At 40.3% G+C, this 23,794-nt stretch carries 24 protein-coding genes; 3 read left to right on the top strand and 21 right to left on the bottom strand.

Annotated features, from left to right (window positions below; all coding sequences use genetic code 11):
• Positions 1-3 precede the first annotated feature (3 nt).
• Genes M2353_RS08415 through M2353_RS08405 form a run of 3 tightly spaced genes read right to left on the bottom strand, consistent with a single transcriptional unit; the run spans position 4 to position 2,839 of the window.
• Positions 4-555 (bottom strand): P-loop NTPase family protein, encoded by a 552-nt coding sequence (locus tag M2353_RS08415; protein WP_052463351.1) that lies wholly within the window; start codon positions 553-555, stop codon positions 4-6.
• 14 nt (positions 556-569) lie between these two features.
• Positions 570-1,604, bottom strand: a complete 1,035-nt coding sequence (locus tag M2353_RS08410) for a hypothetical protein (RefSeq protein ID WP_284725237.1) — start codon at positions 1,602-1,604, stop codon at positions 570-572.
• Between the two features lie 5 nt (positions 1,605-1,609).
• Positions 1,610-2,839 carry a methionine adenosyltransferase gene (locus M2353_RS08405; RefSeq protein ID WP_058337555.1) on the bottom strand — a complete coding sequence of 410 codons (1,230 nt, stop codon included), beginning with the start codon at positions 2,837-2,839 and terminating at the stop codon, positions 1,610-1,612.
• 109 nt (positions 2,840-2,948) lie between these two features.
• Here M2353_RS08405 and M2353_RS08400 point away from each other — a divergent pair, with 109 nt between their 5' ends.
• Positions 2,949-4,031 (top strand): serine hydrolase domain-containing protein, encoded by a 1,083-nt coding sequence (locus M2353_RS08400; protein ID WP_284725236.1) that lies wholly within the window; start codon positions 2,949-2,951, stop codon positions 4,029-4,031.
• Here the strand turns inward: M2353_RS08400 and M2353_RS08395 are convergent.
• The 4 genes from M2353_RS08395 to M2353_RS08380 are packed head-to-tail and all read right to left on the bottom strand — an operon-like array spanning position 4,028 to position 7,983.
• Complete coding sequence (locus tag M2353_RS08395; RefSeq protein WP_135008894.1) at positions 4,028-5,197, bottom strand: phosphoenolpyruvate carboxykinase (ATP); 1,170 nt, start codon at positions 5,195-5,197, stop codon at positions 4,028-4,030. The genes M2353_RS08400 and M2353_RS08395 overlap by 4 nt on opposite strands.
• 23 nt (positions 5,198-5,220) lie before the next feature.
• Positions 5,221-6,366 carry a nucleotidyltransferase domain-containing protein gene (locus tag M2353_RS08390; RefSeq protein ID WP_148780414.1) on the bottom strand — a complete coding sequence of 382 codons (1,146 nt, stop codon included), beginning with the start codon at positions 6,364-6,366 and terminating at the stop codon, positions 5,221-5,223.
• Positions 6,367-6,371: 5 nt separating this feature from the next.
• Positions 6,372-6,950, bottom strand: coding sequence for a CYTH domain-containing protein (locus tag M2353_RS08385; protein ID WP_268355737.1), 579 nt, complete (start codon positions 6,948-6,950; stop codon positions 6,372-6,374).
• Positions 6,951-6,969: 19 nt separating this feature from the next.
• A complete protein-coding gene (locus M2353_RS08380) occupies positions 6,970-7,983 on the bottom strand; it encodes a hypothetical protein (RefSeq protein ID WP_268355736.1) in 1,014 nt (337 codons plus the stop codon).
• 101 nt (positions 7,984-8,084) lie between these two features.
• On the opposite strand from M2353_RS08380, the gene M2353_RS08375 reads away from it, so the two are divergent.
• Entirely contained in the window at positions 8,085-8,345 is a 261-nt protein-coding gene (locus M2353_RS08375; RefSeq protein ID WP_041507289.1) for an acyl carrier protein, read from the top strand.
• Here the strand turns inward: M2353_RS08375 and M2353_RS08370 are convergent.
• The 3 genes from M2353_RS08370 to M2353_RS08360 form a co-directional block, all read right to left on the bottom strand.
• Positions 8,332-10,047 carry an ABC transporter ATP-binding protein gene (locus M2353_RS08370; RefSeq protein WP_284725235.1) on the bottom strand — a complete coding sequence of 572 codons (1,716 nt, stop codon included), beginning with the start codon at positions 10,045-10,047 and terminating at the stop codon, positions 8,332-8,334. The two genes, M2353_RS08375 and M2353_RS08370, sit on opposite strands and share 14 nt — an antisense overlap.
• A complete protein-coding gene (locus M2353_RS08365) occupies positions 10,044-11,813 on the bottom strand; it encodes an ABC transporter ATP-binding protein (RefSeq protein ID WP_168948755.1) in 1,770 nt (589 codons plus the stop codon). Before M2353_RS08365 ends, M2353_RS08370 begins: the two co-directional genes overlap by 4 nt.
• A 173-nt stretch (positions 11,814-11,986) precedes the next feature.
• On the bottom strand, positions 11,987-12,907 hold the full coding sequence (locus tag M2353_RS08360) for an aminoglycoside phosphotransferase family protein (protein WP_251185389.1): 921 nt from the start codon (positions 12,905-12,907) through the stop codon (positions 11,987-11,989).
• 170 nt (positions 12,908-13,077) lie between these two features.
• On the opposite strand from M2353_RS08360, the gene M2353_RS08355 reads away from it, so the two are divergent.
• Positions 13,078-13,341, top strand: coding sequence for an acyl carrier protein (locus M2353_RS08355; protein ID WP_052463354.1), 264 nt, complete (start codon positions 13,078-13,080; stop codon positions 13,339-13,341).
• Positions 13,342-13,393: 52 nt separating this feature from the next.
• Here the strand turns inward: M2353_RS08355 and M2353_RS08350 are convergent, their stop codons facing one another.
• From M2353_RS08350 to rnpM, 11 genes are all read right to left on the bottom strand, one after another.
• Positions 13,394-14,626 carry a M16 family metallopeptidase gene (locus M2353_RS08350; RefSeq protein WP_041090488.1) on the bottom strand — a complete coding sequence of 411 codons (1,233 nt, stop codon included), beginning with the start codon at positions 14,624-14,626 and terminating at the stop codon, positions 13,394-13,396.
• 33 nt (positions 14,627-14,659) lie between these two features.
• Positions 14,660-15,613, bottom strand: a complete 954-nt coding sequence (locus tag M2353_RS08345; RefSeq protein WP_425332869.1) for a polysaccharide deacetylase family protein — start codon at positions 15,611-15,613, stop codon at positions 14,660-14,662.
• 125 nt (positions 15,614-15,738) lie between these two features.
• A complete protein-coding gene (pnp, locus tag M2353_RS08340) occupies positions 15,739-17,856 on the bottom strand; it encodes a polyribonucleotide nucleotidyltransferase (protein WP_007499522.1) in 2,118 nt (705 codons plus the stop codon).
• 183 nt (positions 17,857-18,039) lie between these two features.
• The gene (gene rpsO / locus M2353_RS08335; RefSeq protein WP_008354438.1) at positions 18,040-18,309 is read right to left on the bottom strand and encodes a 30S ribosomal protein S15; all 270 of its coding nucleotides are present in this window, start codon (positions 18,307-18,309) and stop codon (positions 18,040-18,042) included.
• A 155-nt stretch (positions 18,310-18,464) separates the two neighbouring features.
• Positions 18,465-19,415, bottom strand: a complete 951-nt coding sequence (gene ribF / locus M2353_RS08330; RefSeq protein ID WP_058337341.1) for a bifunctional riboflavin kinase/FAD synthetase — start codon at positions 19,413-19,415, stop codon at positions 18,465-18,467.
• Between the two features lie 18 nt (positions 19,416-19,433).
• Positions 19,434-20,363 (bottom strand): tRNA pseudouridine(55) synthase TruB, encoded by a 930-nt coding sequence (gene truB / locus M2353_RS08325; protein ID WP_268382638.1) that lies wholly within the window; start codon positions 20,361-20,363, stop codon positions 19,434-19,436.
• A gap of 68 nt (positions 20,364-20,431) precedes the next feature.
• On the bottom strand, positions 20,432-20,782 hold the full coding sequence (gene rbfA, locus M2353_RS08320; protein WP_007499525.1) for a 30S ribosome-binding factor RbfA: 351 nt from the start codon (positions 20,780-20,782) through the stop codon (positions 20,432-20,434).
• A 17-nt stretch (positions 20,783-20,799) separates the two neighbouring features.
• Positions 20,800-21,078: a DUF503 domain-containing protein gene (locus tag M2353_RS08315; protein ID WP_017359071.1), complete on the bottom strand. Its 279-nt coding sequence runs from the start codon at positions 21,076-21,078 to the stop codon at positions 20,800-20,802.
• Positions 21,075-23,195, bottom strand: a complete 2,121-nt coding sequence (gene infB, locus M2353_RS08310; RefSeq protein ID WP_007499526.1) for a translation initiation factor IF-2 — start codon at positions 23,193-23,195, stop codon at positions 21,075-21,077. Before infB ends, M2353_RS08315 begins: the two co-directional genes overlap by 4 nt.
• 19 nt (positions 23,196-23,214) lie before the next feature.
• Complete coding sequence (locus tag M2353_RS08305) at positions 23,215-23,517, bottom strand: YlxQ family RNA-binding protein (RefSeq protein ID WP_007499528.1); 303 nt, start codon at positions 23,515-23,517, stop codon at positions 23,215-23,217.
• Positions 23,510-23,794 carry an RNase P modulator RnpM gene (rnpM, locus tag M2353_RS08300; protein WP_008344742.1) on the bottom strand — a complete coding sequence of 95 codons (285 nt, stop codon included), beginning with the start codon at positions 23,792-23,794 and terminating at the stop codon, positions 23,510-23,512. The genes M2353_RS08305 and rnpM overlap by 8 nt, the downstream gene beginning before the upstream one ends.

Below are 23,794 nucleotides of genomic sequence, written 5' to 3'. Positions count from 1 at the left end.
TCCTCACCCCTTTTTCTCAAGGTTTTTGATTTTCCTAAGTACCAGATCTGCTGCTTCCTGCTTGTCTATGCGCAGGCATTTCACACGTGATTCTTTTTTTAATTTATGAAAAAGCTTCTCGTTTTGATGGAGCACCTCTGGATACACATGAAAGGCATATGAGAAAAATTGGAGCGCATTACCTATTCGCTCCTTATTTCCATTCCAAAGTTTTTCCCTTGTCATGAGCCGCTTGAACGTCCTTTTCATGAGACGGGGGAATGTCTTCCTTCTCTTCACATCAAGCCATATGATCGTATCAGCATATTCAGTCAAGATATGGTGAACAGATGAATATTGACCATCAATCACCCATTTCTTTTGTTTAACAACTTCATGGACGTTATCGATAAACAACTTCCGATCTGTTTTTTTCCAGTTCGCTTGCCAAAATAGGGCATCGAGCTCATAGTGAGGTAACATGAATTCCTGTTTCAAGTGATGGGCAAGGGTCGTTTTTCCAGATCCAGGTGGACCAACAATCCATATTCGCTGGCTAGCTCCTTCATTATTCAAGTGGTTCCCCCCTGTTACAGAACACGTTCATGCTTTTGAATGTCGTTTCTCACTTTTGTTAACAGATCTAATGATTCATCCCAATTAAGGTTTTCAGTTAATTCAAATACTGGTACTTCGCTTGAATGAATGGACACATCTTCACATAACAGATCTAGTGATTCATCCGAAAAGCCATTTTTCTTTAACAACTGGCCAAAAAGTGTATGTGCGGGAGTCAGCCTTGTTTCAGGTGTACGAAAATAGTGAATCATTCCCGCCATTGCTTCTACAGGTCCCGGTGACAGGTGAATGCCATTAAATCGAGTACACACGTTCGTTAAACCAAACCGCTTTTGCTCCGACAGCAGCATGTGTTTAAAAGAACCTGCTTTTGCCTCTTTAGGGTCCGTTGCACCGATAAAGTCTTCTCTTAACATCCTCATAGGCTTCTTTGAAAAACATTCCATGACGATAATAGACTTTGCAGGTGCAGTGAACCACTCAATTTGACAAGGGTGGAATGAATTGAGCAGAAGCATCTGTTCTCCATCCACCTCGGCCTTTATGGCGTATGTGCCCGCACCTAGCTTGTCCACCTTCATATTCCGTGTCAAAAGCTCTAAACCATATGGCGTAAGCTCTTCGTACTTTTGTAAAAATTGATGGCCTCCATATATGAAATGTTCCTTCTGTTTAAACTCTGGATATTTAAAGAACAGCATCTTTTTTGCCGTATCTGACAATTCACTCAGACCGTTTTTAGAGATTTTGTTCAGCATCCCATATTGTCTTTCTATTATTTTCTTTTCTTTCAAATATAAGGATGATATAACGCGCACTGCTCCTATTTCTACATCATGATTATCTAAGCGTAGGAAAAGTTCATCTAGTATTCGATCAAGCTGTACACCTTTATGGATACTGGTTAATTCAGGCTTTAGCATCAATAGAAGATGATGTTGATTCAATTGTTGGTGTTTTTCAATTTCATATGGATGAATGGTCACTGCCATGGGTTCTTTTGTATGAATACATGCATGAACGGCATCAATGACTTTTTCTTTCATCCTTATTACCACATTGTCACGCCTTTAAAAATTAAATCTTTTGTCACATCGCCCATCGAATGGACCGCATTCATGACAATGTCTTCAATTCTCTTTCTATCCACTTCATTTCCATCCCACTGTTCAATACGGACGGCAATTTCATCAGGGTTGTGGAGCGGTGCTTCTTTTGAAGTAAAGATATGCACTTCTGTTGGCTTTTGAATGGTCTCAAAAATTTGATCTGCCAATCGTTGTGCGAGCACTCCATACAATTTCCCTGTATGATCAAGCGGATTTTTACCAGCCGGCGCTTCAATACTCATAGACCGCATTGGGGTGATCAGTCCATTTAATCGATTTCCTCTTCCAACAACACCTACATCGCCTGTATCTGCTACAGAACCAAGTGCTGTTAAGTACGGGCGACCATTGCGATCTGTTGCGTTCAGCATAAGATCAGGCGTAAGTCCTAACGTTTCATGAATATAGCGAGCAATTTGATCCTGACACTCTTTTTTACGGGAAAAATATTCCTCAAGACTATGAATATCTTTTGCTAGAAAAGGCATGTTTACTATGAGTTTGAAATCTTCATGACGTCTGCTTCCAAATATTTTCACATCCCAGCCGGTATCTGGGTTCACCTTTTTAAATTCTGGTCCATTCACATAACGCTCTGTATAGAGAACGAGCTTCTCAAGACGGCTTAACGGGGCATGAGCATGCAGTAAATTACAGTCATTTGAAACAAGCTTTGGATCCCCGATCTCGATCATATCTGTTTCAACCATCGGACGATATCTTGAATTTTTACGCCCTGCCCCTTGATGATCAACAATCCGGCAGTCAATGACGAGATGTTCGTCAGCATCAAATCCGGTCGTCACCTCTGATAACACATCTTTGGCTGCATCGAAAAGAATCTTTTTAAGAGGAATCGGCTCATCACCATATGCGTATGCCCCTTTTCCAGCAAACACAACTTGATAAGGTTTGACCATTGTTCCTTTTCCGTACGTTACATCAGCATCTCCACCAAGAAGCATTACTTTGTCAAACCAGTGGTGTGCTACTCTGCCGAAATGCTCCATGCAATATTGAGAATAATATTGAGAAGCTCTTTCTGCGATGGCGTCACACATCGTATCTGGATGCCCTACTCCTTTACGTTCTACAAGCTCATATGGAATTTGTTCGATATCCTGGCCATCGCCTTTTAAAATATCAAGAATGGTTTTTTGAATTGTTTTCATTATCAATCGCCCGCTCTCTTTTAAAATATAAAAATATTGATCCTTTACCTTAAAACAACATGAAACATTTGGTAATATATATATATTCTGTATGAAAGAGGTGTCTATTTTGATCAATGAATCGATCCTACAACGCTTGCAAGATACAACCACTGACATGAAGAAGTTATTGAATCAACATCAAATTCCTGGCTGCTCTATTTGTATTTGTCATGAAGATAAACACATTTGGTCGTGGCATGAGGGCCTAGCTGATATTGAAAGCGGCACCCCTGTTACAAAAGACACAACCTTTCGAATTGGTTCTGTGACTAAGCCTTTTACTGCAATGGTCATGATGAAAATACGAGAGGAAGGATTGATTCAACTCGATGAGCCTATTCATACTTACGAACCTTTACTTTCTTTCATAAAAAGTCACATATCTGAACCAATTCCACTCACTTTTCGAATGATTGCCTCTCATATCTCAGGCCTGCCCAAAACACTCGATAAAGCAACTCATCTGCGAGATATGACATTAGCTCAGTGCATGGAAATACTGACTATTTTTACACCGCCTTGGTCTATCATCAATTATTCCAGTCTTAGCTATTCAATCTTAAGTAAAGTACTAGAAAAAGTGAGTCAACAGCCATTTAGAGAATTAGTGTATACCCACATACTAGAACCGCTAGATTTGCAGCAAACTGGATTTATTGAAACTGCATCGACAGCCAAAGGGTATACCCTTTCTTCCTCTGGTCTTTCCGGCATATCTTATCCAAGTGCTGAAACACCATCTTGGGAGGACGGTTCAAGCGGACTATTCTCTACAGCAGACGATTTGATTCGATTCATTCAAGCTCAATACGACGGAAACCGTCTGCTTCATCAGCATTCGCTAAAAGAAATGCAAAGCCCCGTTATGGTTGAAGAAGATTTCACTAGAGGTGTTGGTCTATCATGGTTTTTGAGACCTTTTAACGGATTCACCTTAGCTGAACATAGCGGAGAAATTAAAGGCTTCACCTCCTATATTGGCTTCATTCCAAAGCGTAAATTAGGTGTTTGCATTCTCTTAAACTCTGACGAAAGGCTCGCACGGCCGATTGCCGACATGCTCTTTCAAATCATGCTGCCAGCAGATCACGAACAGATGAAAAAGCGTGAAGACCGGCTCAAACGAATGTTTAGACAATCGTCTCTTTAAATGGAACTCACTTTTTTGTTTAATAAATCTGGAATCGCGTCCTGCAGATACCGTGGATCACCCTCTAAATAAAAACATGGCATATTGAATAAATGATGGATCAGCTCAGATGCCTTTTGTTCCAGAAAGGTATCTGACACATGCCGAAGGCCGAGCCAGCCTTTTAAATAGTCAGGATCTTCTGGTTCTCTTATATTGGCGACCATGATATCTTTTGCTCTCTGATCATCTTTTTTTACTGGTACAAGCCTGATCTCACCTGATCCTATTTTGAGTGAAGGGAAAATCACCATATTTACTTTCGTAGAGCTCCGAATCGTTGTTCCTGTCATGTCAGCAGCTTCTTTTGGTGTAATTTCAAACTTACAGCCGCTCGCCCATTTTTCTTTTGCCTCTTCCTCTGTTGATATGGTTTCATCCCATATTCTTTGATCTTGAGACCGGCTGAATTTTTTGTTTTTCAGTTCCTGTATATTTGTTGTGGCTTGGACGGTTCCTACTCCAAGTGCTAAGCACATCGGCCATCCATACACAGTAAGCTCCTGATCTTCAAGCACTGAAATGGAACGATCGTTTGTGATAAAATCTGCTCCTCCATGATGCAAAAACTGCCACATAGTGGTTGACTTCCCGGCACCTTTATCGCCAATAATGAGCGCTCCTTTTTGGCCATCTTCAAAAGAGACAGCCGCTGCATGTGTAAAGCATCCACCTTGGTTTTCTAATGTTCTAAGGGCAATTTCTCGAACGATACGCAGTGGACAGCGTATCGCAGATTCATTATTGTTTTTTCCAATCACAGCATAACGCCCTTTAAAAACCGCCACACTGTGCGGCTCGTCACCTTCATGCGAGGCAAACAATACTTGATCGTCTAATTTCAATCGTTTGTAAGTAAACTTCCTTTTTGCTGTAATCGTTTCACCCTTTTGAAAGCACGCATTGCGAACGGACTGTTCAAGCTCAGGATCAATGATGAACCGTATATCAATCTGTGAAGGCATATCCCCCACATGGCTGTCTGGTTCTTTCGGGATATAATGTTCGATATCTTCAATTGCCAGCGATTCGGTTGATAAAATGTGAAAATGAATACCTGCAAACACAAATGATTTTTCATAAGGAAAATCGTTCTTTGGCTTTTCAAAAAGCGCTTTTATCTCCATATAGAATCCTCCTCTTCATTTTGCTACTGCCTTTCAGGGAACAGCTGTACGACAGGCTCCTCTTCAAGCTCATCACGATTATCCAAGCTGAAAAAACGCTCAACAAAAGATTTTTTCCACATTTTCGAAGAACCAAAATCATTTTCTCCATAGGTTTCTAAGAACGATTGGTCACTCATGTCTAACTGCTGCAATTGATCGATATAGTTCGTTTGATACAATAAATCTACAAACGTAAACGTGTAAAAAAGTGCTTTCTCGGCCCCTAATTCCTTCGCTCTTGCTTGCAAAGCATGCCAATCAAGTTGGTTTTGCTCTTCAGCAAACTTGACGTACTCCCTTACATCGCAAAACTTAATCAAATTGAGATCTGCATGTAAATAGACATACTGCACATTTGTTGCTTCCTTGTATAAATGGAAAGCAAGATGAATGAGAAAATCTAAAGGTTCAAGCATATAAGTATCCGTTTGCAAAAATGACTTTTCATTAGCAGCATCTAGCAAGGCATTTGTCGCGTCGTAGTTTTTTTTCAGCTCAACATCGTATGAAAAATCAACACGGTGAACCTTCAAAAAGTCTTCTCCGCTCCGTTTAATATGTGAATAAAGATTCCCGGCATTCATTCTCCACATCATTTCTTCTTCTCGGGAAATCGGTATTTCTTGATCGGTTGCCCAGTCATATTTCCCGATGATAAACCCTTCCTCCTTGAGCAATGAAGAAGCTCTTTTTCGATCATCTGGATGAATTAAGAAATCAATGTCTGACATCATTCGGAGTCCATAATCTTTGTAAACAAGAGGCGTTAAAATGGCTCCTTTAAGAGGGACTGCTTTCAGCTTTGCTTTTCGAAATGTTTGTAAAAGACGCTTTAATTCCTTGAATCTCTCCATATTTTTTTGACGATTCCCGATATAATGATAATGAAGTAAAAATTTGTAGGTTGTCGTAATTTTTTTTTCATCATCAAGGCGAATCAAATGAGGCGTCATCAGTTGAAGTACCTTATGTCTTGATGCAAGTCCAATCAATTGAGGTACATCGATGCCATCTTTTAATACATCTCTCATCAACTCTTCTTCTTTTTCATTTAATTGAATACGTGAGCCAAGTAATAGTAGCCTCTCTTCATTTGAGAGAGTGGATTGATCCAAAACAGCCCGCATGTGGATTACTCCTTCCCGTATAGTGATTTAAATCTAGTGATAAATCGAGAGCGTTTCCCTTTTCGATTGACTGGTATGGCCAAATCATCCGTTAGTCTATGAAACCATTGATCTGCCTCATATGCTTTTTCACTGTCATATTCAATTTCTAATTCATGATCTGTGATGCCAAGATAGCTGCTTTGATCCAGATCCACTTTGATGCCTGTCTCGATATAAAAGGTAGTTCGTTCAGTAACCAATAGTCCTAACAACTCTGGCTGTTCAGTCATTGTAAAAGGTAAAGACGTTACGATGTTCTGTACATCTAGTTTTTGCGGTAGATCCTCAATAGGAAATGACTTTTCTTCCCTTACTCTTTTATAACCAGACGTTTGACTGGGACATTTGATCTCAAGTGTTCGTTTGCCGCTGGTTTGACGGATCCGTACGGTATAGCCATATCGTTTTAATAAAAAATCTGAGGTGTCGTAATAGTAATTGAAGTTAAGTAGATACGCGGGTTTATGATTTTGACTTAACATGTTGTAGATGTGTTGAAAATCTGTTTGTGACAACAAATATTTATACTCCTGCTCAACCATGACTCACCTCCAAAACGTCTTACACGACCATATCGGATTGTTCAAGAAGCTCTTGAATGAGAAAGGTTCCTTTCTCTAAAGAAGTAAATGCCTGTTTTAATGAATAACAAGGGATCTTTTCCGCTAGATGTTCAAGAAATGGTTCTAGCGCTTCGGGTGTCGGTAATGTGAAATATGGTAAGAGGAACTCATTATGTCTTCCAGGATTGATCACTGCGTGCTCCTTTAGACGTTCCGCTGCTTCATGTGGATTGATTTTCGAAAGTGCGGCACCCGTTTGCCCATGAGGTAAAAACTCAGGAAACACCATGACATCGATTTTCCCCATTGTTTTGACTTCACGTGAAAACCATTTTTCTAATTCCTCCGGATAGACGAAATGATAGTTCTTATCATCTTCATTAAATGGGTGACTCGATGTTTGAAGTCTATATGGTGAACCAAGCTTTTCAATGGCTTCAAAAGAATCTTTCCGAATACTCATAGATCTCGGCCAACCAGTTCCTTTGTACTCGTTGTTCGTATATGAAATCCCTATATCATCGTTTGTGATGTACGTTGCATCGGTTAATGATAACAAGGATAAAATGGTGGATGTTTTGCCCGCTCTTGATCCGCCTACTAGTGCAATCCCTTTTTGATTCATCTCCATCATGCCGCCATGCAAATAGACAAGTCCATCCTGATAACACAAAAGGCGAAGCAGTACTCTTATTAAACGCAGTGCGTGTTGTGCTGTCCATCTGACATCTTTTGGTTCATCTATCACAACGACTTTCTTCTCTCCGTGATACAGGTAGCGGCAGCGAGGTTCCATCTTGGTTTGATAAAAGACTTCTTCAAGTGGCACTTCTGTTTGAATGTCTTGTGCATATTTGCTGGTTAAAATCGTCCAAACGTCTCCTTCAGGTCTGTCTGTTATTTTGCTGCACTCAACATAGGGATGTACTTTACTGATGACTAAATTCTGAACTGATTCATCTGCCCCTAATACCACACGAACATTATTTTTTTGATAGCTTACATATGACAATGAATGCCACCCCTTATGATAGATTGATAAAAACAATTGCAATTTTCTCCTTAATCCACCAAAATATAACACATATTAAACTTTTAGAAAGGAGCCACGACATGAATGAACTGACACGAACAGAAGTTGAAGAAAAAATTGTCCAACTTGTGATGAATAAGTTGTCGCTCACTGAGCAGCCAGGCCTTGATGATAGTTTAAAAGCTTTAGGATTAAATTCTGTCCAAATTGTCTCTTTTGTTATTTCATTAGAGGACACCTTTCACATTGCGTTTGAAGACGAAGAATTACACCCTGACCACTTCCGCACCTTAGATCGACTCTTTACTTTGGTCAAAACCAAACTGACTAAGACGCTGTGATGACCTGCGCCATAAATAAAGAGCGGTAATGCGAGGAGGCTTCCATCAGCTCCTCATGAGTACCGCAGCTTTGAACAGCACCGTCTTCAAGTACATAGATCATATCTGCATTTTGTATGGTCGATAATCTGTGTGCAATCACAAGCAAAGTGCTTCCCCCTTTTGCATCGTCTATCCCTTTTTGAACCTGCCTTTCTGTCTGCCGGTCAAGGGCCGATGTCGCTTCATCTAATATCAGAAAATCAGCCTGTTTTAAAAGCGCTCTAGCGATAGCTAAACGCTGTCGTTGTCCCCCTGACAAGGAGATTCCCCTCTCTCCAATGACTGTATCAAATCCTTTTTCAAGTCCTTTAATGAAAGGAAGAATTTGTGCAATCTCACAAACCTGTTCAAGTTGTTCTTCAGTAATATCAGTTAATCCCATGATGAGATTGAGGCGTATGGTGTCTGGGAAGAAATAGGGTTCTTGCGGGACAACGGCTACCCGTTTTAAGAAATGAGATGGCTCTATCTCTGATCGTTCAACGCCATTTACTAAAACGTTTCCGCTATCCGGTTGATAAAGTCCCAGTGCCAGTTTTGAGATAGTCGATTTCCCGCTGCCGCTCGCTCCAACAATGGCCACTTTTTTTCCTTTTTGAATATGAAGATTCAAGTCGTTTAAAGCCCCTTTAGATGTTTGTTCATAAGAAAAACAAACATCTTCAAACACCACCTCTTCCACAGAATGTATTCGTTTCGTTCCTTTTTCTTCGTTTTCTATTTGCAGTACTTCTGCAATTCGATGAACAGATGCACGCTGCTGGAAAAATTCAAATACATACTGGAATAACTCCTGATAACTTTTCATTAATTGAGAAGCATATTGGTAAATGACGACAAACAAGCCGATTGACATGTTTCCTGCTGCTACTTGATATGTGCCAAACACAAGCACAGATAGTATTCCAAACCATTTCAATGGTTCTGTTAAAAATAGAAGCTTATTTTGAAACTTACCTTCTTTTATGACACGATCCATCATGTTGTTAAATAGCTTTTCATACAAACCGATTTCCCATTTACGTCGATCAAATGCAACCACTTCTCTTGTAGAAGAAATTCCTTCTTCGACATGCACGAATAGATCTGACTTTCTCTCTTGCACTTCTTTTGCGATGTTTGTTGCCGTTTCCGCCATTTTTTTACCGACAATGAAATAACACGTACTTGCAAAAAGAAGCAAGAAAAATAATACAGGACTCACAGATAGTAAAATGATCGATAAAACAACGGCCATAAAAATGGTTTGTACAATCTTCGGTATATGTAAAGCAGCTGTGACAGCGACTGTCTTTACATCTTGGTTAAGCTTGTGTAGATAATAACTGACTGGATGAATTTTATATGATCTCATCGTTACTTGCTGAAGCTGATCTAACATCTTTTTCTGTAATGAATGGTGGATGGTAAGGTAGTTTTTGTGCATCACATATGGGCTGGCGACAAACATGACAACATAGACAAGAAAAATGATGGCAAACAGCATCAAGATATGGGGGAAATGTTGATTTCCGCTATTCAAAAGAACATCGTCAATGAGCCACTTTTGCAGCCCAATCATGGCTAAATTAGCTGCTGCTTCAATCAAAACGAGTAAAAGAGCGAGGATGAGCATCCATTTTTGCTTTGTGATCAAAAGAAACAGCCAATTTTTCCTCATGTTACACCTGCCTCCTTTTCTGAGCGGTCAGACGCCAATTGATAAAAATGTCCCTTTTTTCTCATCAATTCATTAAAATGTCCAGTTTCTAACATACGACCGTCTTCTATCAAAATAATTCTGTCAAAATGTCTTACAGTAGATAAACGATGTGCGACTGCAATAACAGTCGATTCCTTAAATGTTTGATGTAATGCCTGCTGGACTTTTTGCTCGCTGACACTATCAAGAGATGCTGTTGCTTCATCGAGTAATACAACACTTGGATTCTTAGCAAATAGCCGGGCAATGGCGATCTTTTGCTTTTGACCACCAGATAGTTTTAATCCTCTTTCCCCAAGTATGGTGTCGTATCCGTTTTCTAGTTCTCTTATAAATGAGTCGCAATCTGCTTTTTTAGCGGCTTCAATGATCTGTTGATCTGAAAGACTTGTATCTCCAAAACGAATATTGTCCTTTACACTCATATTAAATAAAAACGTTTCTTGAAAAACAAACCCCATCGCACCTCTTATTTGACTAGTAGGTAAACAGCGCAAATCAACTCCATCAAGTGTAATCATCCCAGATGAGGGGTCATAAAAGCGTCCAATTAATTTAAGTAGCGATGTTTTGCCTCCACCGCTCGTACCGACAAGCGCCACTTTTTCACCACGCCGAATATGTAGATTCATCCCCTTTAATAAAGGAGGATGATTGGGATAATGAAAATCAACGTCATGAAACACGATATCGCCTTCGACTTGATCAAGCAGCATAGGCTGACGAGGCTCTCTAATATCGGGTGTTTTTTTCATGAAATGATATAAAGGTTCAATTTGAAAGGTTAAGATTCGTTGTTCTGTTAGAAGTGTGACAATAGAAGTAAGCATATGCATTGCTGAAAAATAATATAGTATATATGCCACAAAACCGCCTGTCGTCAGCTGGCCATTATTTACAAGGTAGATGCCGAGAGCAAATGTAGCTAGAGCGCCAATATAATAAGTGAGCCTGCGGTTGCTTCCTCGTAAGTAAGCGAAAAAAACATTTTTTTCATGATCTTGGCGGACCTGTTCATGCAGCTTTTGAATCCGCTCCATGTCCCAATTCATATAACCTAAAATTCTAAGCTCTTCCATTGAAGCAAGACTTTCGTATAATTTTGTTTGCAACGTGCGAAAACCTTCTGCACTTTGTCTTCCGTAGATCGTTGCCTTTTTTTCAAGCCAAGGTCCAAAGATATAGTAGAGAATAAAACTTGGAATGATGATGAGAGTAAGTAAGATAGAAATTTGTATCATAAAGTATAGTGAGATGGCGATAAATAGTGTCTGATTAATAAATTGTGGGAAGTAACGTCTGTAAATTTCTTGTACAGCTCGTGTTTGTGTGTTAACAAAGGAGAGTGTTTCACTAACAGAATGTTGTTCGTAGTATGAGAAACCGAGTTGACGGATTTGCTGGAAGGCAGCAAATTGTGAATCTCTTGAGGCTTGTTCGATTAATTTTCTTTGCCATAAATTTCGTGCAGCTGTCAGTATAATACCAAGTGCTATCAAGCCAGTCAGGCCTAACAATAATCCATTCATTTTAGAAAAGTCTTTTGCTGGCAAAATCGTTTCAATAAAATATTGAATAAATTTAGGTATAATGAGTTCGCTCAAGGTAATAACGAATCCACTCATAATGACTAGAATCACTTTACCTGTATAAGGCTTTAAAAATGAGAGTGTCCATAAATATACACGCCATAACTGCTTTGAATCTTTGTCGATTTGTTTCAATCCATCACCAGCCTTTTGCTCTTTTTCAACAAAAAACGGAATTTTTTTACAACTTTTTCGATCCTTGTTTGGATTATATAAAATGTTTCTACTCATGACAATGTGTAATTTGTATCATTATAATAGAAAAGGCAGTGACTTCCATCACCGCCTAATCGTCCTATATTTCACTGTTATCTAGTGATATGCGTATACCAATGAGGTTCTATTTGACGAAAATAATCATGATCTTTTAATACATCTTCTAGTCTTTCGATCATCTCATCCATTTGACCTGGATCAAATTTAATGACCCACATAATCGATGAAAAGATGCTCATTGCGACATATACAGAGTAAAGCTGCCAAAAATCAGCTGGTATTTCACCATCAAAATACCCCTTTATTTGACCAGCCGCAAAGGCTTCACTTGTTTCTCTACTGAAAAGAGCTACTTTATAAAAATCATGAATGGGGTCTCCCCAATCAAAATTATTAAAATCAATAACGCCTGCATATTTATCATTCTTTATAATAATATTCCCTAAATGAAAGTCATCGTGCTGAAATTGGTTAGGCCTTCCCTTCACCTTATCGATGTGCTGTGCGATAAACTGCGCAACTTTTTCATCCCCTTCTATGGAGATACCGCTTTCCCGATAAGCAGTTAAATATCGATGATGCTTTTTCACAACACGCTCTTCCCAAGGTTCGATATGTGATGGCGCTGGATATGTATGCATGTTTCGTAAATCTCGTCCTGCACTTACCCCGATCGCATACTGCTGTTCTTCTGTTAACTGACTCATGATTTCTTTTGCTTCTTGACCTTCTACAAACGATAAAATATAGTACACTTGCTGTGTTTCATCTAGAACGCCCATTTTCACTGGATCAGCACACTGAACACCGTGACGTCTTAATTGGGAAAGGAGCTCAAATTGCGTCTTTATTTTGTCATATTGGTCTTGATCTGTGAATCGAAGGACATACTTTTCACCTGATGACATCGTCACGACCCATTTTTCATCTCGAGAATAGCCTTTATCAATCTGGTCTATGGAGATCGCTTTTTTTAATAAGGGAATGTGCTGCATAAGGTCTGTTTTATTCATGGATTGATCCATCCTTCCCAGTCTCTTTTCTTCTCACTCTACCAAATTTTTCATTTGAAGAGAATGATCAACAATTCCTATTTATATCGAAACTGCTTTACAATGTTTTTCCATTCTAATATAGTTAATTTATGTAAAGAATAGAAAATTTGTAAAGAGGAGCGTTGCAGATGAATGAAACGACGGATGCCCTTTCACTATCAAGTCAAGTAAAGGATTTGGTCCTGCGTTCTTTGGACGATGATAGCAAGATTTCTATTGGTGCAGATGAAGAGTTAACAAATCACGGTCTCGATTCAATTAAAGCAGTTTCACTCATTTTGGAATTAGAAGAGGTTTTTGATATTCAATTTGCAGATGAGGAACTATTGACCGAGCACTTTTCGACAATCAATAAAATTGTTCATCAGCTGCAAAACAAGTTAGCTGATTAATCTTTAGACATGAAAAAAAGGCATCTCTTTTAAAAGACATGCCTTTTTTTGATTAAGCAGAAGGTACATCACCCGTTGGACTAATAAGCGAGAGAGCATAATCTTCTGTAAAGATTCTTTTCGATAAATTGTTCACGCCGTCTAATGAGACGCGATTGATTTCATCAATAATTTCATCAAGCGTACGATGTTTGCCAAGGAGTAATTCATTTTTACCATTTCGGCTCATCTTGCTGTTTGTGCTTTCAAGACTAAGCATGAGGTTGCCTTTCATTTGCTCCTTAGAGTTTTCAAGTTCTTTCTGCGTAATTCCCTCACGTTTTAAGACGTCTAATGTTTGTAAGATGGTTTCAGATAGCAGATTCAGCTGTTTCGCTCCAGTTCCACCATAGATCGTCAGCATTCCGTTATCTGCAAATGAACTATGATAGCTGAATACAGAATACGCAAGTCCTTTATCTTCTCTTACGTCTTGGAACAACCGGCTGCTCATGCTACCGCCTAGAACATTATTTAAGACGATTAAGTCATAGATGCCCTGATCTCCAGCAGGAAGTCCGTTAAAGCCCATGCAAAGATGCGCCTGTTCTGTTTCCTTTTTGCGTGTCAGTTTGTCATAGTGGAATTGCGGTGCTTCGACAGGCTGCTTTTTCCCCTTTCCTTCATACGAGCCAAATAATGTTTCGACCTCACGAATGAAGGTGTCATCGACGTTCCCTGCAACAGAGATGACGACGCGATCCGGCGTATAGAATTCGTCCATATATTTTCTAAGGGAATCACCGTTAAAAGTAGAGAGTGTTTCCTCTGTCCCTAAAATCGGATAACCTAATGAATGATCACCGTAAATGGCTTTGCTTAACAAATCATGAACGATGTCATCAGGAGTATCTTCATACATTTTAATTTCTTCATAGACAACATTTTTTTCTTTCTTCAGCTCTTCTTCGTCAAAAGCAGAGTTGAAAAACATGTCACTCAATACATCGAGGGCATAGCCAGCATGTGAATCAAGTACCTTTGCATAATAGCAAGTATATTCTTTTGACGTAAAGGCATTCACTTGACCACCAATGCGGTCAAAGGATTCTGCGATATCACGTGCAGATCTCGTCTTTGTTCCTTTAAAGAACATATGCTCTAAAAAGTGTGAGATTCCATTTACTTCTGGTGTCTCATGTCTAGAACCTGTTCCAATCCAGACGCCAATTGCGACAGACCTTACAGTGGGATTGTTTTCAAGTACAATTCTTACTCCGTTTTGGCATGTATACGTTTTGACCAAGTTTTGCTCCTCCTATTCAACAAACAGATCGCATCACGGATGTCTTTTTTCACTTAGGAGGTCAGAAACCGTTCCTAATTCATATCCTCTTTCTTTGATTTGAATGATAAGTGCGTCAAGACTTCTCGCTGTTGCGTCTGTTGGATGCATTAATATCATCGCCCCATTGTGAATTTTCCCAAGCACTCGTTTTTGTAATACAGCTGGTGATGGTTTTTGCCAGTCGATCGTGTCTACTGTCCACATAATGGTTTCCATTCCTTCTTGTTTCGCAAGCTTTACTGTTTCTTCTTTAAAGCTGCCACTTGGAGGCGCAAACCATATCGGTTTTTTCCCAAGGGATTCTTCAATTTGGCGATTTGTTTTAATCATCTGCTCTAATGCTCGTTCTCTTGTCAGTGTGCGCATATCCGGGTGATTGTATGAATGATTTCCAATTTCATGACCATCTGCCACGATTTTTTTAGCAAGGTCTGGACTGTTTTTCACCCATTTGCCTTCTAAGAAAAAGGTTGCATTCACTTGATGCTTTTCTAGTGTATTCAACATCTTTGTTAAATGCTCGTCGCCCCAAGCTACATTGATCAGGAATGCATTCATCTTTTTGTCTGGATGTCCCTTATAGATAGGTTCAGCACCAAGTTCATGTAAATGGACAGATGGTTTTGTTTCTTTAAAAACAAGCAGCTTTTCATCGAAAGATCCCTGTTTTTTCATTTTTTCGTAAGAAGCATCGATATCGACTGTCTGTCCATTTAAACCAGGCATCTTTTTCCACACTTTATCAATCTTAGCATTTTGCGGCTTCTCTTCATAGTCAGAAGACTTCGATTCGATCTCTTGATACAGAATATCTTTTGAAACAGATGCTACCTCGGCGTGCTCTTTCATTGAATTCATATATGTAACAGCAGCCGGCTGCTTCATCGTTTGATATGACACGAGCAGTAAAAATACAAACACAAAGAATGGTATCGTTTTTTTCAATGGTTGTCCCTCCCCTTTACCACAAATTATGATAGGGAGAAACAAGCTAGAACTATTGTTACGCGCAAGAAAAGAAAGAAGCCTGGCACGGATACCTGGCTTCTAACACATTTTATTTGTTCTCATTAAGACTGCTTTTCTTCTTTTTCCTTTTCTTCACGTAAAACAGCTTTACGAGAAAGGTTTACACGGCCTTGTTTATCGATCTCAGTGACTTTGACGAGTAGCTCGTCACCAATCTTCACGACATCTTCTACTTTGCCAACACGTTCAAGTGCAAGCTCAGAAATATGAACAAGTCCATCTTTGCCGCTGAAGATTTCAAGGAAGGCACCGAATTTTTCAATTCGTTTCACTTTACCTAGGTAAAGTTGGCCAACTTCAACTTCTCTGACAAGATCTTCAATGATTTTCTTCGCTTTTTGGTTCATGTCTTCTTCAGTAGAAGAGATAAAGATTGTACCGTCTTGTTCAATATCAATTTTCACACCGGTATCTTCAATGATTTTATTGATTTGTTTACCGCTTGGTCCAATGACATCGCGAATTTTATCTGGATTGATTGTCATCGTTAAGATTTTTGGTGCATAACGTGACAATTCTCCTCTAGAAGCTGGAATCGTTGACAGCATGCTATCTAAAATTTCCATTCTTCCTTTTTTCGCTTGTTGAAGTGCTTCTTCTAAAATGTCTTTTGATAAACCATCGATTTTAATGTCCATTTGAAGCGCTGTTACACCTTTAGATGTACCTGCTACTTTAAAGTCCATATCTCCAAGTGCATCTTCCATTCCTTGAATGTCTGTCAGCACTGTGTAGTATTCACCAGATTTAACAAGTCCCATCGCAATCCCTGCAACTGGTGCTTTAATTGGAACACCTGCATCCATCATCGCAAGTGTGCTCGCACAAATACTTGCTTGTGAAGTAGAACCGTTTGATTCTAACACCTCAGACACAAGGCGAACCGTATAAGGGAAATCTTTTTCAGATGGTATGACTGGCTCTAATGCACGTTCGCCTAGCGCACCATGTCCAATCTCACGACGGCCTGGACCACGCATTGGGCCGGTCTCACCAACACTGAATTGTGGGAAGTTATAATGGTGCATGAATCGCTTAGACTCTTCAACACCAAGACCATCAAGAATCTGTACATCACCAAGTGCACCTAATGTACAAATACTGAGTGCCTGTGTTTGGCCTCTTGTAAACAATCCTGAACCGTGCGTTCTTGGAAGAAGTCCTACTTCTGAAGAAAGTGGACGGATTTGATCGACGCCGCGTCCATCTGGACGTACTTTCTCTTCAGTAATAAGGCGGCGAACTTCGTTTTTCACAAGCTTATTTAAGACATCCTTCGCTTGTTTAATCGTTGCTTCGTCACGCTCTTCTTCTTCAAATTTTTGAACGACAGCTTTTTTCACAGCACTGATGGCATCTTCACGAGCATGCTTCTCATGTACTTGAATCGCTTTCAGTAGATCCGCTTCAGCAAGTTGTTTTACTTCCTCTGCTAATGCTTGATCGACTTCATATAAAGGAATATCGATTTTTTCTTTACCGACAGCTTTCACAATTTCTTCTTGGAATTCGATTAAGCGTTTGATCTCTTGATGGCCGTACATGATGGCTTCAAGCATTGTTTCTTCTGGTACTTCATCAGCACCAGCCTCTACCATGTTGATTGCATCTTTTGTTCCAGCTACAACAAGGTTGATATCGCTTTGTTCAAGCTGCTCAACATTTGGGTTGATGATGAGTTTTCCATCTACTCGTCCTACTGTCACGCCAGCGATTGGTCCCTCAAATGGAATGTCAGACACACATAAAGCTAAAGATGAGCCAAACATTGCAGCCATTTCAGATGAACAATCTTGATCCACACTCATGACAATACTAATGACTTGTACTTCATTTCTAAATCCGTCTGCAAATAGTGGACGGATCGGTCTGTCAATTAAGCGGCTCGCAAGGATTGCTTTTTCACTTGGGCGGCCTTCTCTTTTAATGAAACCACCAGGAATTTTACCAACTGCATATAATCTTTCTTCGTAGTTTACAGTGAGCGGGAAAAAATCAAGTGGTTTTGGTTCTTTAGAAGCTGTTGCTGAGCTAAGCACAGCCGTATCTCCGTAGCGTACGAGAACCGCTCCGTTTGCTTGCTTTGCAAGCTGGCCAGTTTCAACTGTCAGTTGACGTCCAGCCCAGTCTATGGTGAAGACTTGTTTCTCTTGTCCCATTCTGAGATAAACTCCTCTCTTGTCGTAAAGTTTTTAGGTTATTTCTTATTATGAACAAAATGATTTTCACATATCAATGTGAAAGCTGTATGTAGAAGGGTTTTTGCCATTCTTTCAACATTTTAACCATAAAATATTAGTGATTATACGATAAAAAAGCGGGAATCCTCCCGCTTTTTACGATTATCGACGTAAGCCTAGTTTGTTAATTAACTCACGGTAACGAGTTACGTCTTTATTACGTAGATACGTAAGAAGATTACGACGTCTACCTACCATTTTCAAAAGACCGCGACGTGAGTGGTGATCTTTCTTATGAGTACGTAAATGCTCGTTCAAGTTGTTAATTGATTCTGTTAGGACAGCGATCTGAACTTCTGGAGATCCAGTATCAGATTCGTGTGTTTTGAACTCATTAATTAATTGAGTTTTACGCTCTTGAGTAATAGCCATCCTGTTTCACCTCCAAATCATGTTAGCCCCATCTACCTCGCAACCGTCGGTGAAGTCGGCCTGCCAAGTAAGTGGTTTTAAAGCTACAGGAATTATCATACTAAAAATATGCCGATTTTGCAAATGATAGAGCGGTTTTTCTGCGATTTTTTTGTTTAATGAAGATGATCTTGAAAAAACTGAATCGCTTCTTCTTTATCTTGACTAATTTGAGCCGTTAATTCTTGGATACCGTTAAATTTTTGTTCACTGCGAATCCGTTTGTACCACTGTAATTTAATCGGTTCACCATAAATTTCTTCGTTAAAATCAAAAAGGTTCACTTCAATCGCAGGCTGATCAGGACGTTTTTCATAAAATGTTGGTTTGTAGCCAACGTTACAAACACCGTCATACACCTTGCCTTTCACTTCCGCTCTCACTGCATATACGCCTGTTGGCGGGATGATGTATTCAGCAGATAAACCAACATTGGCGGTTGGGAAGCCAATCGTGCGTCCTCGTTTATCTCCATGAATCACAATGCCTCGCAGCTGATACGGTTTCCCTAAAAGCTCACTCACATATTCAACGTCTCCATTTTTCAATGCGGAACGTATAAGGGTCGAGCTGACTTTCCGGTCTTGGTTGGAAAGCTTAGGTACAATGGTCGCAGCAATCCGCCCTTTCCCGTATTCGTCAAACGTTTCCATTGTGCCTGCACCAAACCGGCCGAAGGTAAAATCGAAACCAGCGACTGCATGCTTCACATTCAGTTCGTCCAAATATTGATCGACAAACTCTTGAGGAGACAGTGCTGCAAAGCTTTCGCTGAATTGCACAATGTATAAGTAGTCAGCACCTAATTGTTCGATAAAATCAATCTTATCCTCAAGCGGTGTGATTAAGTCTTTTGGTTCACGTGCTTTTTGCAGAACATGTGATGGATGCGGATGAAAAGTCATGACAGCTAGAGCTAAACCCTCTTTTTCCGCAATGTTTTTCGCTACATCAATCACTTTTTGGTGTCCGAGGTGAACACCGTCAAAATACCCTAAAGCCATCACAGACGGGACTTGATCCTTTTGATTCAATGTATGTGGGTGTGAAATATGTATAGTCTTCACGAGATGGTCACCTTTTCTTTAAGATTGCTTGTCCTGTGATAAAATCTTCGCCGGCTTCATCAGGTTCTGTTTGGTCGGGTGCTTCATATAAATCGCCATACAACGGCCTGAAGGAGCAAAGACAGCGACACGATCTTCCTCTGCAAAATGAGCAAATTCATCAGGCATAGGTAGGACTGCACCGTTTTCCACTTTACTTGCTAATGTATCATTTATCTCCCATTTCGGCAAATGATTGAGCGCACGCTCGATCGGCACAAGATGTTCCTCAACCGTTCCTTCCTCACTGATCTCCCGCAACTCATCAAGAGTGATACATTCATCTAACGTAAAGTCACCAGATCCTATGCGAATGAGGTGAGACATGTGGGCTGGAAACCCAAGTTTTTTTCCAATATCGACGGCTAACGTTCTCACATATGTGCCTTTTGAACACAGGACGGTGAATCTAAAGGATACCTTTCCATTTTCAAATGTGACAGGTGTTGTCCGCTCGATGCGATGAATGGTAATTTCACGGCTTGGACGTTCAATTTCAATGCCTTGCCTTGCATATTCATAGAGCTTTTTTCCGCCAATTTTGACAGCAGAAAACATGGGGGGGATCTGTTCAATGGTTCCTTCAAATTGTTTCAACGCAGCATCAATGTCATCTTCTGACATCGGTAACGGCACCTTTTTTTCTTCTACTACTTCACCTGTTTGGTCTTCTGTCGTTGTAGAAAATCCAATGGTGATTTCCGCATCATACGTTTTCGATTTATCTGTTAAGTACTCCACAATTTTTGTCGCTCGTCCAATACAAATAGGCAGAACACCTGAAACCTCTGGATCGAGTGTCCCTGTATGTCCCACTTTTTTTGTGTGTAAAATCTTTCTCACTTTAAACACACAGTCGTGAGAGGTCATGCCTCTTTCTTTATGTAATAAAAGAACACCGTTTTGCACCTGCGTTCTCTCCTTTCATAAACGATGAAAAAGGACAGACGATCATCGCCTATCCTTATTTCAACGTCTTATTCGTGATCTTTTGTGTTTAGTTCAGCAATCAGGCTTTCAATTCGGTTACCGTAATCTACAGACTCATCGAATTCAAAGTGAAGCTCTGGTGTTTTGCGAAGTCTGATTCGATTGCCAATTTCAGAGCGGATATACCCTTTCGCCTTTGCAAGGCCTTTTAAGGTTTCCTCTCTTTTCTTCTCGTCGCCAAGAACAGAAATGTAGACTTTGGCAATTTGCAAATCACCGGATACTTCAACATCCGTTACAGTCAAAAAGCCGATTCTTGGATCTTTTAGCTTTCTGCCAAGGATGTCGCCTAATTCTTTTTTCATTTGCTCACCCACACGGGTTGCTCTCATACTCATGATCTTATCACCTCTAGTTAAAACCACTCAGTTTTCGTGATCGTTCGTTCAATTTCCGGAAAAGAATCAATAAAGCTTAACACACGCTGAAGTTCCTTTTCCACTTGAACCCGGGAGGAGGAAATAACGGCGATTCCGATCGAAGTACGCTGCCATGTATCCTGATAGTCCATTTCAGCAATGGTCACATTGAATTTATGGCGCGTTCTTGTCATGATACGCTGCAGAACCGCACGTTTTTCCTTCAGTGAGGATGCATCATAGATCATACACTCACACTCGGTATAACCGATCATTTTCTTTCGATTTCTTGCATAACGAATGATTCCATGACATCACCTTCACGGATATCATTGTATTTCTTAATGGTAATACCACATTCGTAGCCTTGTGAAACTTCTTTCACATCGTCTTTGAATCGTTTTAATACGTCGACTTCACCTTCAAAGATAACGACGCCATCACGAATTAAGCGGATACCACTGTCTCTAGTAATGGTACCTTCAGTGACATAGCCACCAGCAATTGTACCGATTTTAGATACTTTGAACGTTTGACGAACTTCAACTTGACCGATGACTTTTTCTTCATATTCAGGGTCAAGCATCCCTTTCATCGCAGCTTCAATTTCATCGATGACTTTGTAGATGATGCGGTGTAAGCGGATATCTACGTTTTCTGTTTCAGCTGTGCTCTTCGCATTGCCATCAGGACGTACGTTAAATCCAATCACAATCGCATTAGAAGCACTTGCTAAAATGATATCAGATTCTGTAATCGCTCCAACACCCGTATGGATGATTTTCACTTTGACGCCTTCTACTTCAATTTTTTGAAGAGCTGCCGTCAGTGCTTCAGCAGAACCTTGTACGTCTGCTTTTACGATTAAGTTGATATCTTTCACATCACCTTGTTTGATTTGCTCAAATAGGTCATCGAGAGATAATTTCGCTTTGTCTGAACGCTGTTCATCAAGTTGTTTAGATGCACGCGCCTCACCAACTTGACGAGCTGTTTTTTCATCTTTGAATACGAGGAACTGATCCCCTGCATGCGGTACATCATTTAAACCAGTGATTTCAACAGGTGTAGATGGTCCTGCAGTTTTCACGCGGCGTCCGATGTCATTGACCATTGCACGTACACGGCCAAATGTATTTCCGACAACGATTGGGTCACCTACTTGAAGTGTACCAGTTTGAACGAGAAGGGTTGCAACAGAACCTCTTCCTTTATCAAGCTCAGCCTCGATCACAGTTCCTTTTGCCGCACGATTTGGGTTGGCTTTTAGTTCTGCTACTTCGCTGACAAGAAGGATCATTTCGATCAATTCGTCAATGCCTTCACCTGTTTTTGCAGATAAAGGAACGAAAATGGTTTCGCCGCCCCAAGCTTCTGGTACAAGACCATGCTCAGTTAACTCCTGCATCACACGGTCAGGGTTCGCTGTTGGTTTGTCAATTTTATTGACAGCCACAATGATTGGCACCTCTGCCGCTTTTGCGTGGTTGATCGCTTCAATCGTTTGCGGCATGACACCGTCATCTGCTGCAACGACCAAGATCGTCGTATCTGTTACTTCAGCACCACGTGCTCGCATCGTAGTGAAAGCTGCGTGTCCTGGTGTATCAAGGAACGTGATTTTCTTGCCGTTTTCTTCAATTTGGTATGCACCAATATGCTGCGTAATTCCACCCGCTTCGCCTTCAACAACTTTCGTTTTACGAATGCTGTCAAGAAGCGTTGTTTTCCCGTGGTCAACGTGTCCCATGATCGTTACTACTGGAGGGCGTACTTGCATATCTTCTTCTTTATCTTCAACTTCATACTTTTCAAGTTCAGTTTCTTCTAAAATGATCACTTCTTCTACTGGAACACCATATTCAGAAGCAATTAATTCGACTGTATCTTTGTCGAGCTCTTGGTTGATCGTAGCCATGACACCAAGCATCATCAGTTTTTTGATGATTTCAGCAGTTTCTTTGCCAAGCTCGTCAGCAAGCTGGCCGACTGTCATTGAATTTGTAAATTCAATTTTTTCAGGAAGCTCTTTTTTCGGCTTCACAGGTCTTGCTTGCTGATGCTGCGCCTTGTTGTTGCCGCCGCGTTTATTTTTGTTTTTGTTTTGGTTGTTGTTTTTTTTGTTTTTATTAAATTGATTATTCTGCACGTCATTCTTCTTTCTATCATTGTTTTTGTTAGATGATTGTTTTTTTTGTTCTGCGGGTTTCTCGTTAGCTGTCTCTTTTGCTTTGGCTTTTTTATAGATAGCGTCTAGCTTTTTCACAGTGTCGTCTTCAAGCGTCGCCATGTGGTTGTTCACTTCCACGTTCATATCCTTAAGCGCTGCTATAATATCTTTACTTGAAACATCTATGGCTTTTGCGTATTCATATACTCTCACTTTAGCCATTCGTTCACCCCCAAATAAATTAATCGAGCAAGCTTATGAGCTTCTTAGCGAAGCCTTGGTCAGTGACAGCGACAACTACGCGAGCTTCCTTCCCAATAGAACGTCCGAGAACGGAACGGTCTTCAACTTTTCTAACCGGAACATTGTAAAATTTGCATTTGTCAGATACCTTTTTCTCTGTGTTGGATGAGGCATCTGCTGCAAGAAGAACCAGCTTAGCACGCGCATGTCTAATTTCTTTGATCACCAGATCTTCTCCTGACACGACTTTACGAGCTCGATTTGCTAGACCAAGCAAAGGATACCATTCAGATTCAGTCATTAGGTTTTTTCACCTTTTCAGCTAGTTCTAGTAATTCTTCAAAAATGTGTTCGTCAATCTGTGTCTGAAATTGCTGCTGTAAACTACGTTTGTTCTTCGCCGCAAGAATGGTTTCTTTATCGAGAGAAAGGTAAGCGCCGCGCCCGTTCATTTTTCCGGTTGCGTCAACAGACACTTCACCTTCTTTTGAACGAACAACGCGAATCAGTTCTTTCTTTGGTTTCATTTCTCCCGTCACGACGCATTTTCTAAGCGGGATTTTTTTTCGGCTTTTCAC

The sequence above is a fragment of the Bacillus aerius genome (genome assembly GCF_029894105.1).
Lineage (GTDB): Bacteria > Bacillota > Bacilli > Bacillales > Bacillaceae > Bacillus > Bacillus altitudinis.
This window is presented reverse-complemented; position numbering and strand designations above follow the sequence as displayed.

Coding starts and splice junctions, on each gene's coding strand:
- M2353_RS08410 (WP_284725237.1), bottom strand. CDS start 1,604: ATGAAAGAAAAAGTCATTGATGCCGTTCATGCATGTATTCATACAAAA.
- M2353_RS08405 (WP_058337555.1), bottom strand. CDS start 2,839: ATGAAAACAATTCAAAAAACCATTCTTGATATTTTAAAAGGCGATGGC.
- M2353_RS08395 (WP_135008894.1), bottom strand. CDS start 5,197: ATGGAGATAAAAGCGCTTTTTGAAAAGCCAAAGAACGATTTTCCTTAT.
- M2353_RS08390 (WP_148780414.1), bottom strand. CDS start 6,366: ATGCGGGCTGTTTTGGATCAATCCACTCTCTCAAATGAAGAGAGGCTA.
- M2353_RS08385 (WP_268355737.1), bottom strand. CDS start 6,950: ATGGTTGAGCAGGAGTATAAATATTTGTTGTCACAAACAGATTTTCAA.
- M2353_RS08375 (WP_041507289.1), top strand. CDS start 8,085: ATGAATGAACTGACACGAACAGAAGTTGAAGAAAAAATTGTCCAACTT.
- M2353_RS08370 (WP_284725235.1), bottom strand. CDS start 10,047: ATGAGGAAAAATTGGCTGTTTCTTTTGATCACAAAGCAAAAATGGATG.
- M2353_RS08360 (WP_251185389.1), bottom strand. CDS start 12,907: ATGAATAAAACAGACCTTATGCAGCACATTCCCTTATTAAAAAAAGCG.
- M2353_RS08355 (WP_052463354.1), top strand. CDS start 13,078: ATGAATGAAACGACGGATGCCCTTTCACTATCAAGTCAAGTAAAGGAT.
- pnp (WP_007499522.1), bottom strand. CDS start 17,856: ATGGGACAAGAGAAACAAGTCTTCACCATAGACTGGGCTGGACGTCAA.
- rpsO (WP_008354438.1), bottom strand. CDS start 18,309: ATGGCTATTACTCAAGAGCGTAAAACTCAATTAATTAATGAGTTCAAA.
- rbfA (WP_007499525.1), bottom strand. CDS start 20,782: ATGAGTATGAGAGCAACCCGTGTGGGTGAGCAAATGAAAAAAGAATTA.
- M2353_RS08315 (WP_017359071.1), bottom strand. CDS start 21,078: ATGATCGGTTATACCGAGTGTGAGTGTATGATCTATGATGCATCCTCA.
- infB (WP_007499526.1), bottom strand. CDS start 23,195: ATGGCTAAAGTGAGAGTATATGAATACGCAAAAGCCATAGATGTTTCA.
- M2353_RS08305 (WP_007499528.1), bottom strand. CDS start 23,517: ATGACTGAATCTGAATGGTATCCTTTGCTTGGTCTAGCAAATCGAGCT.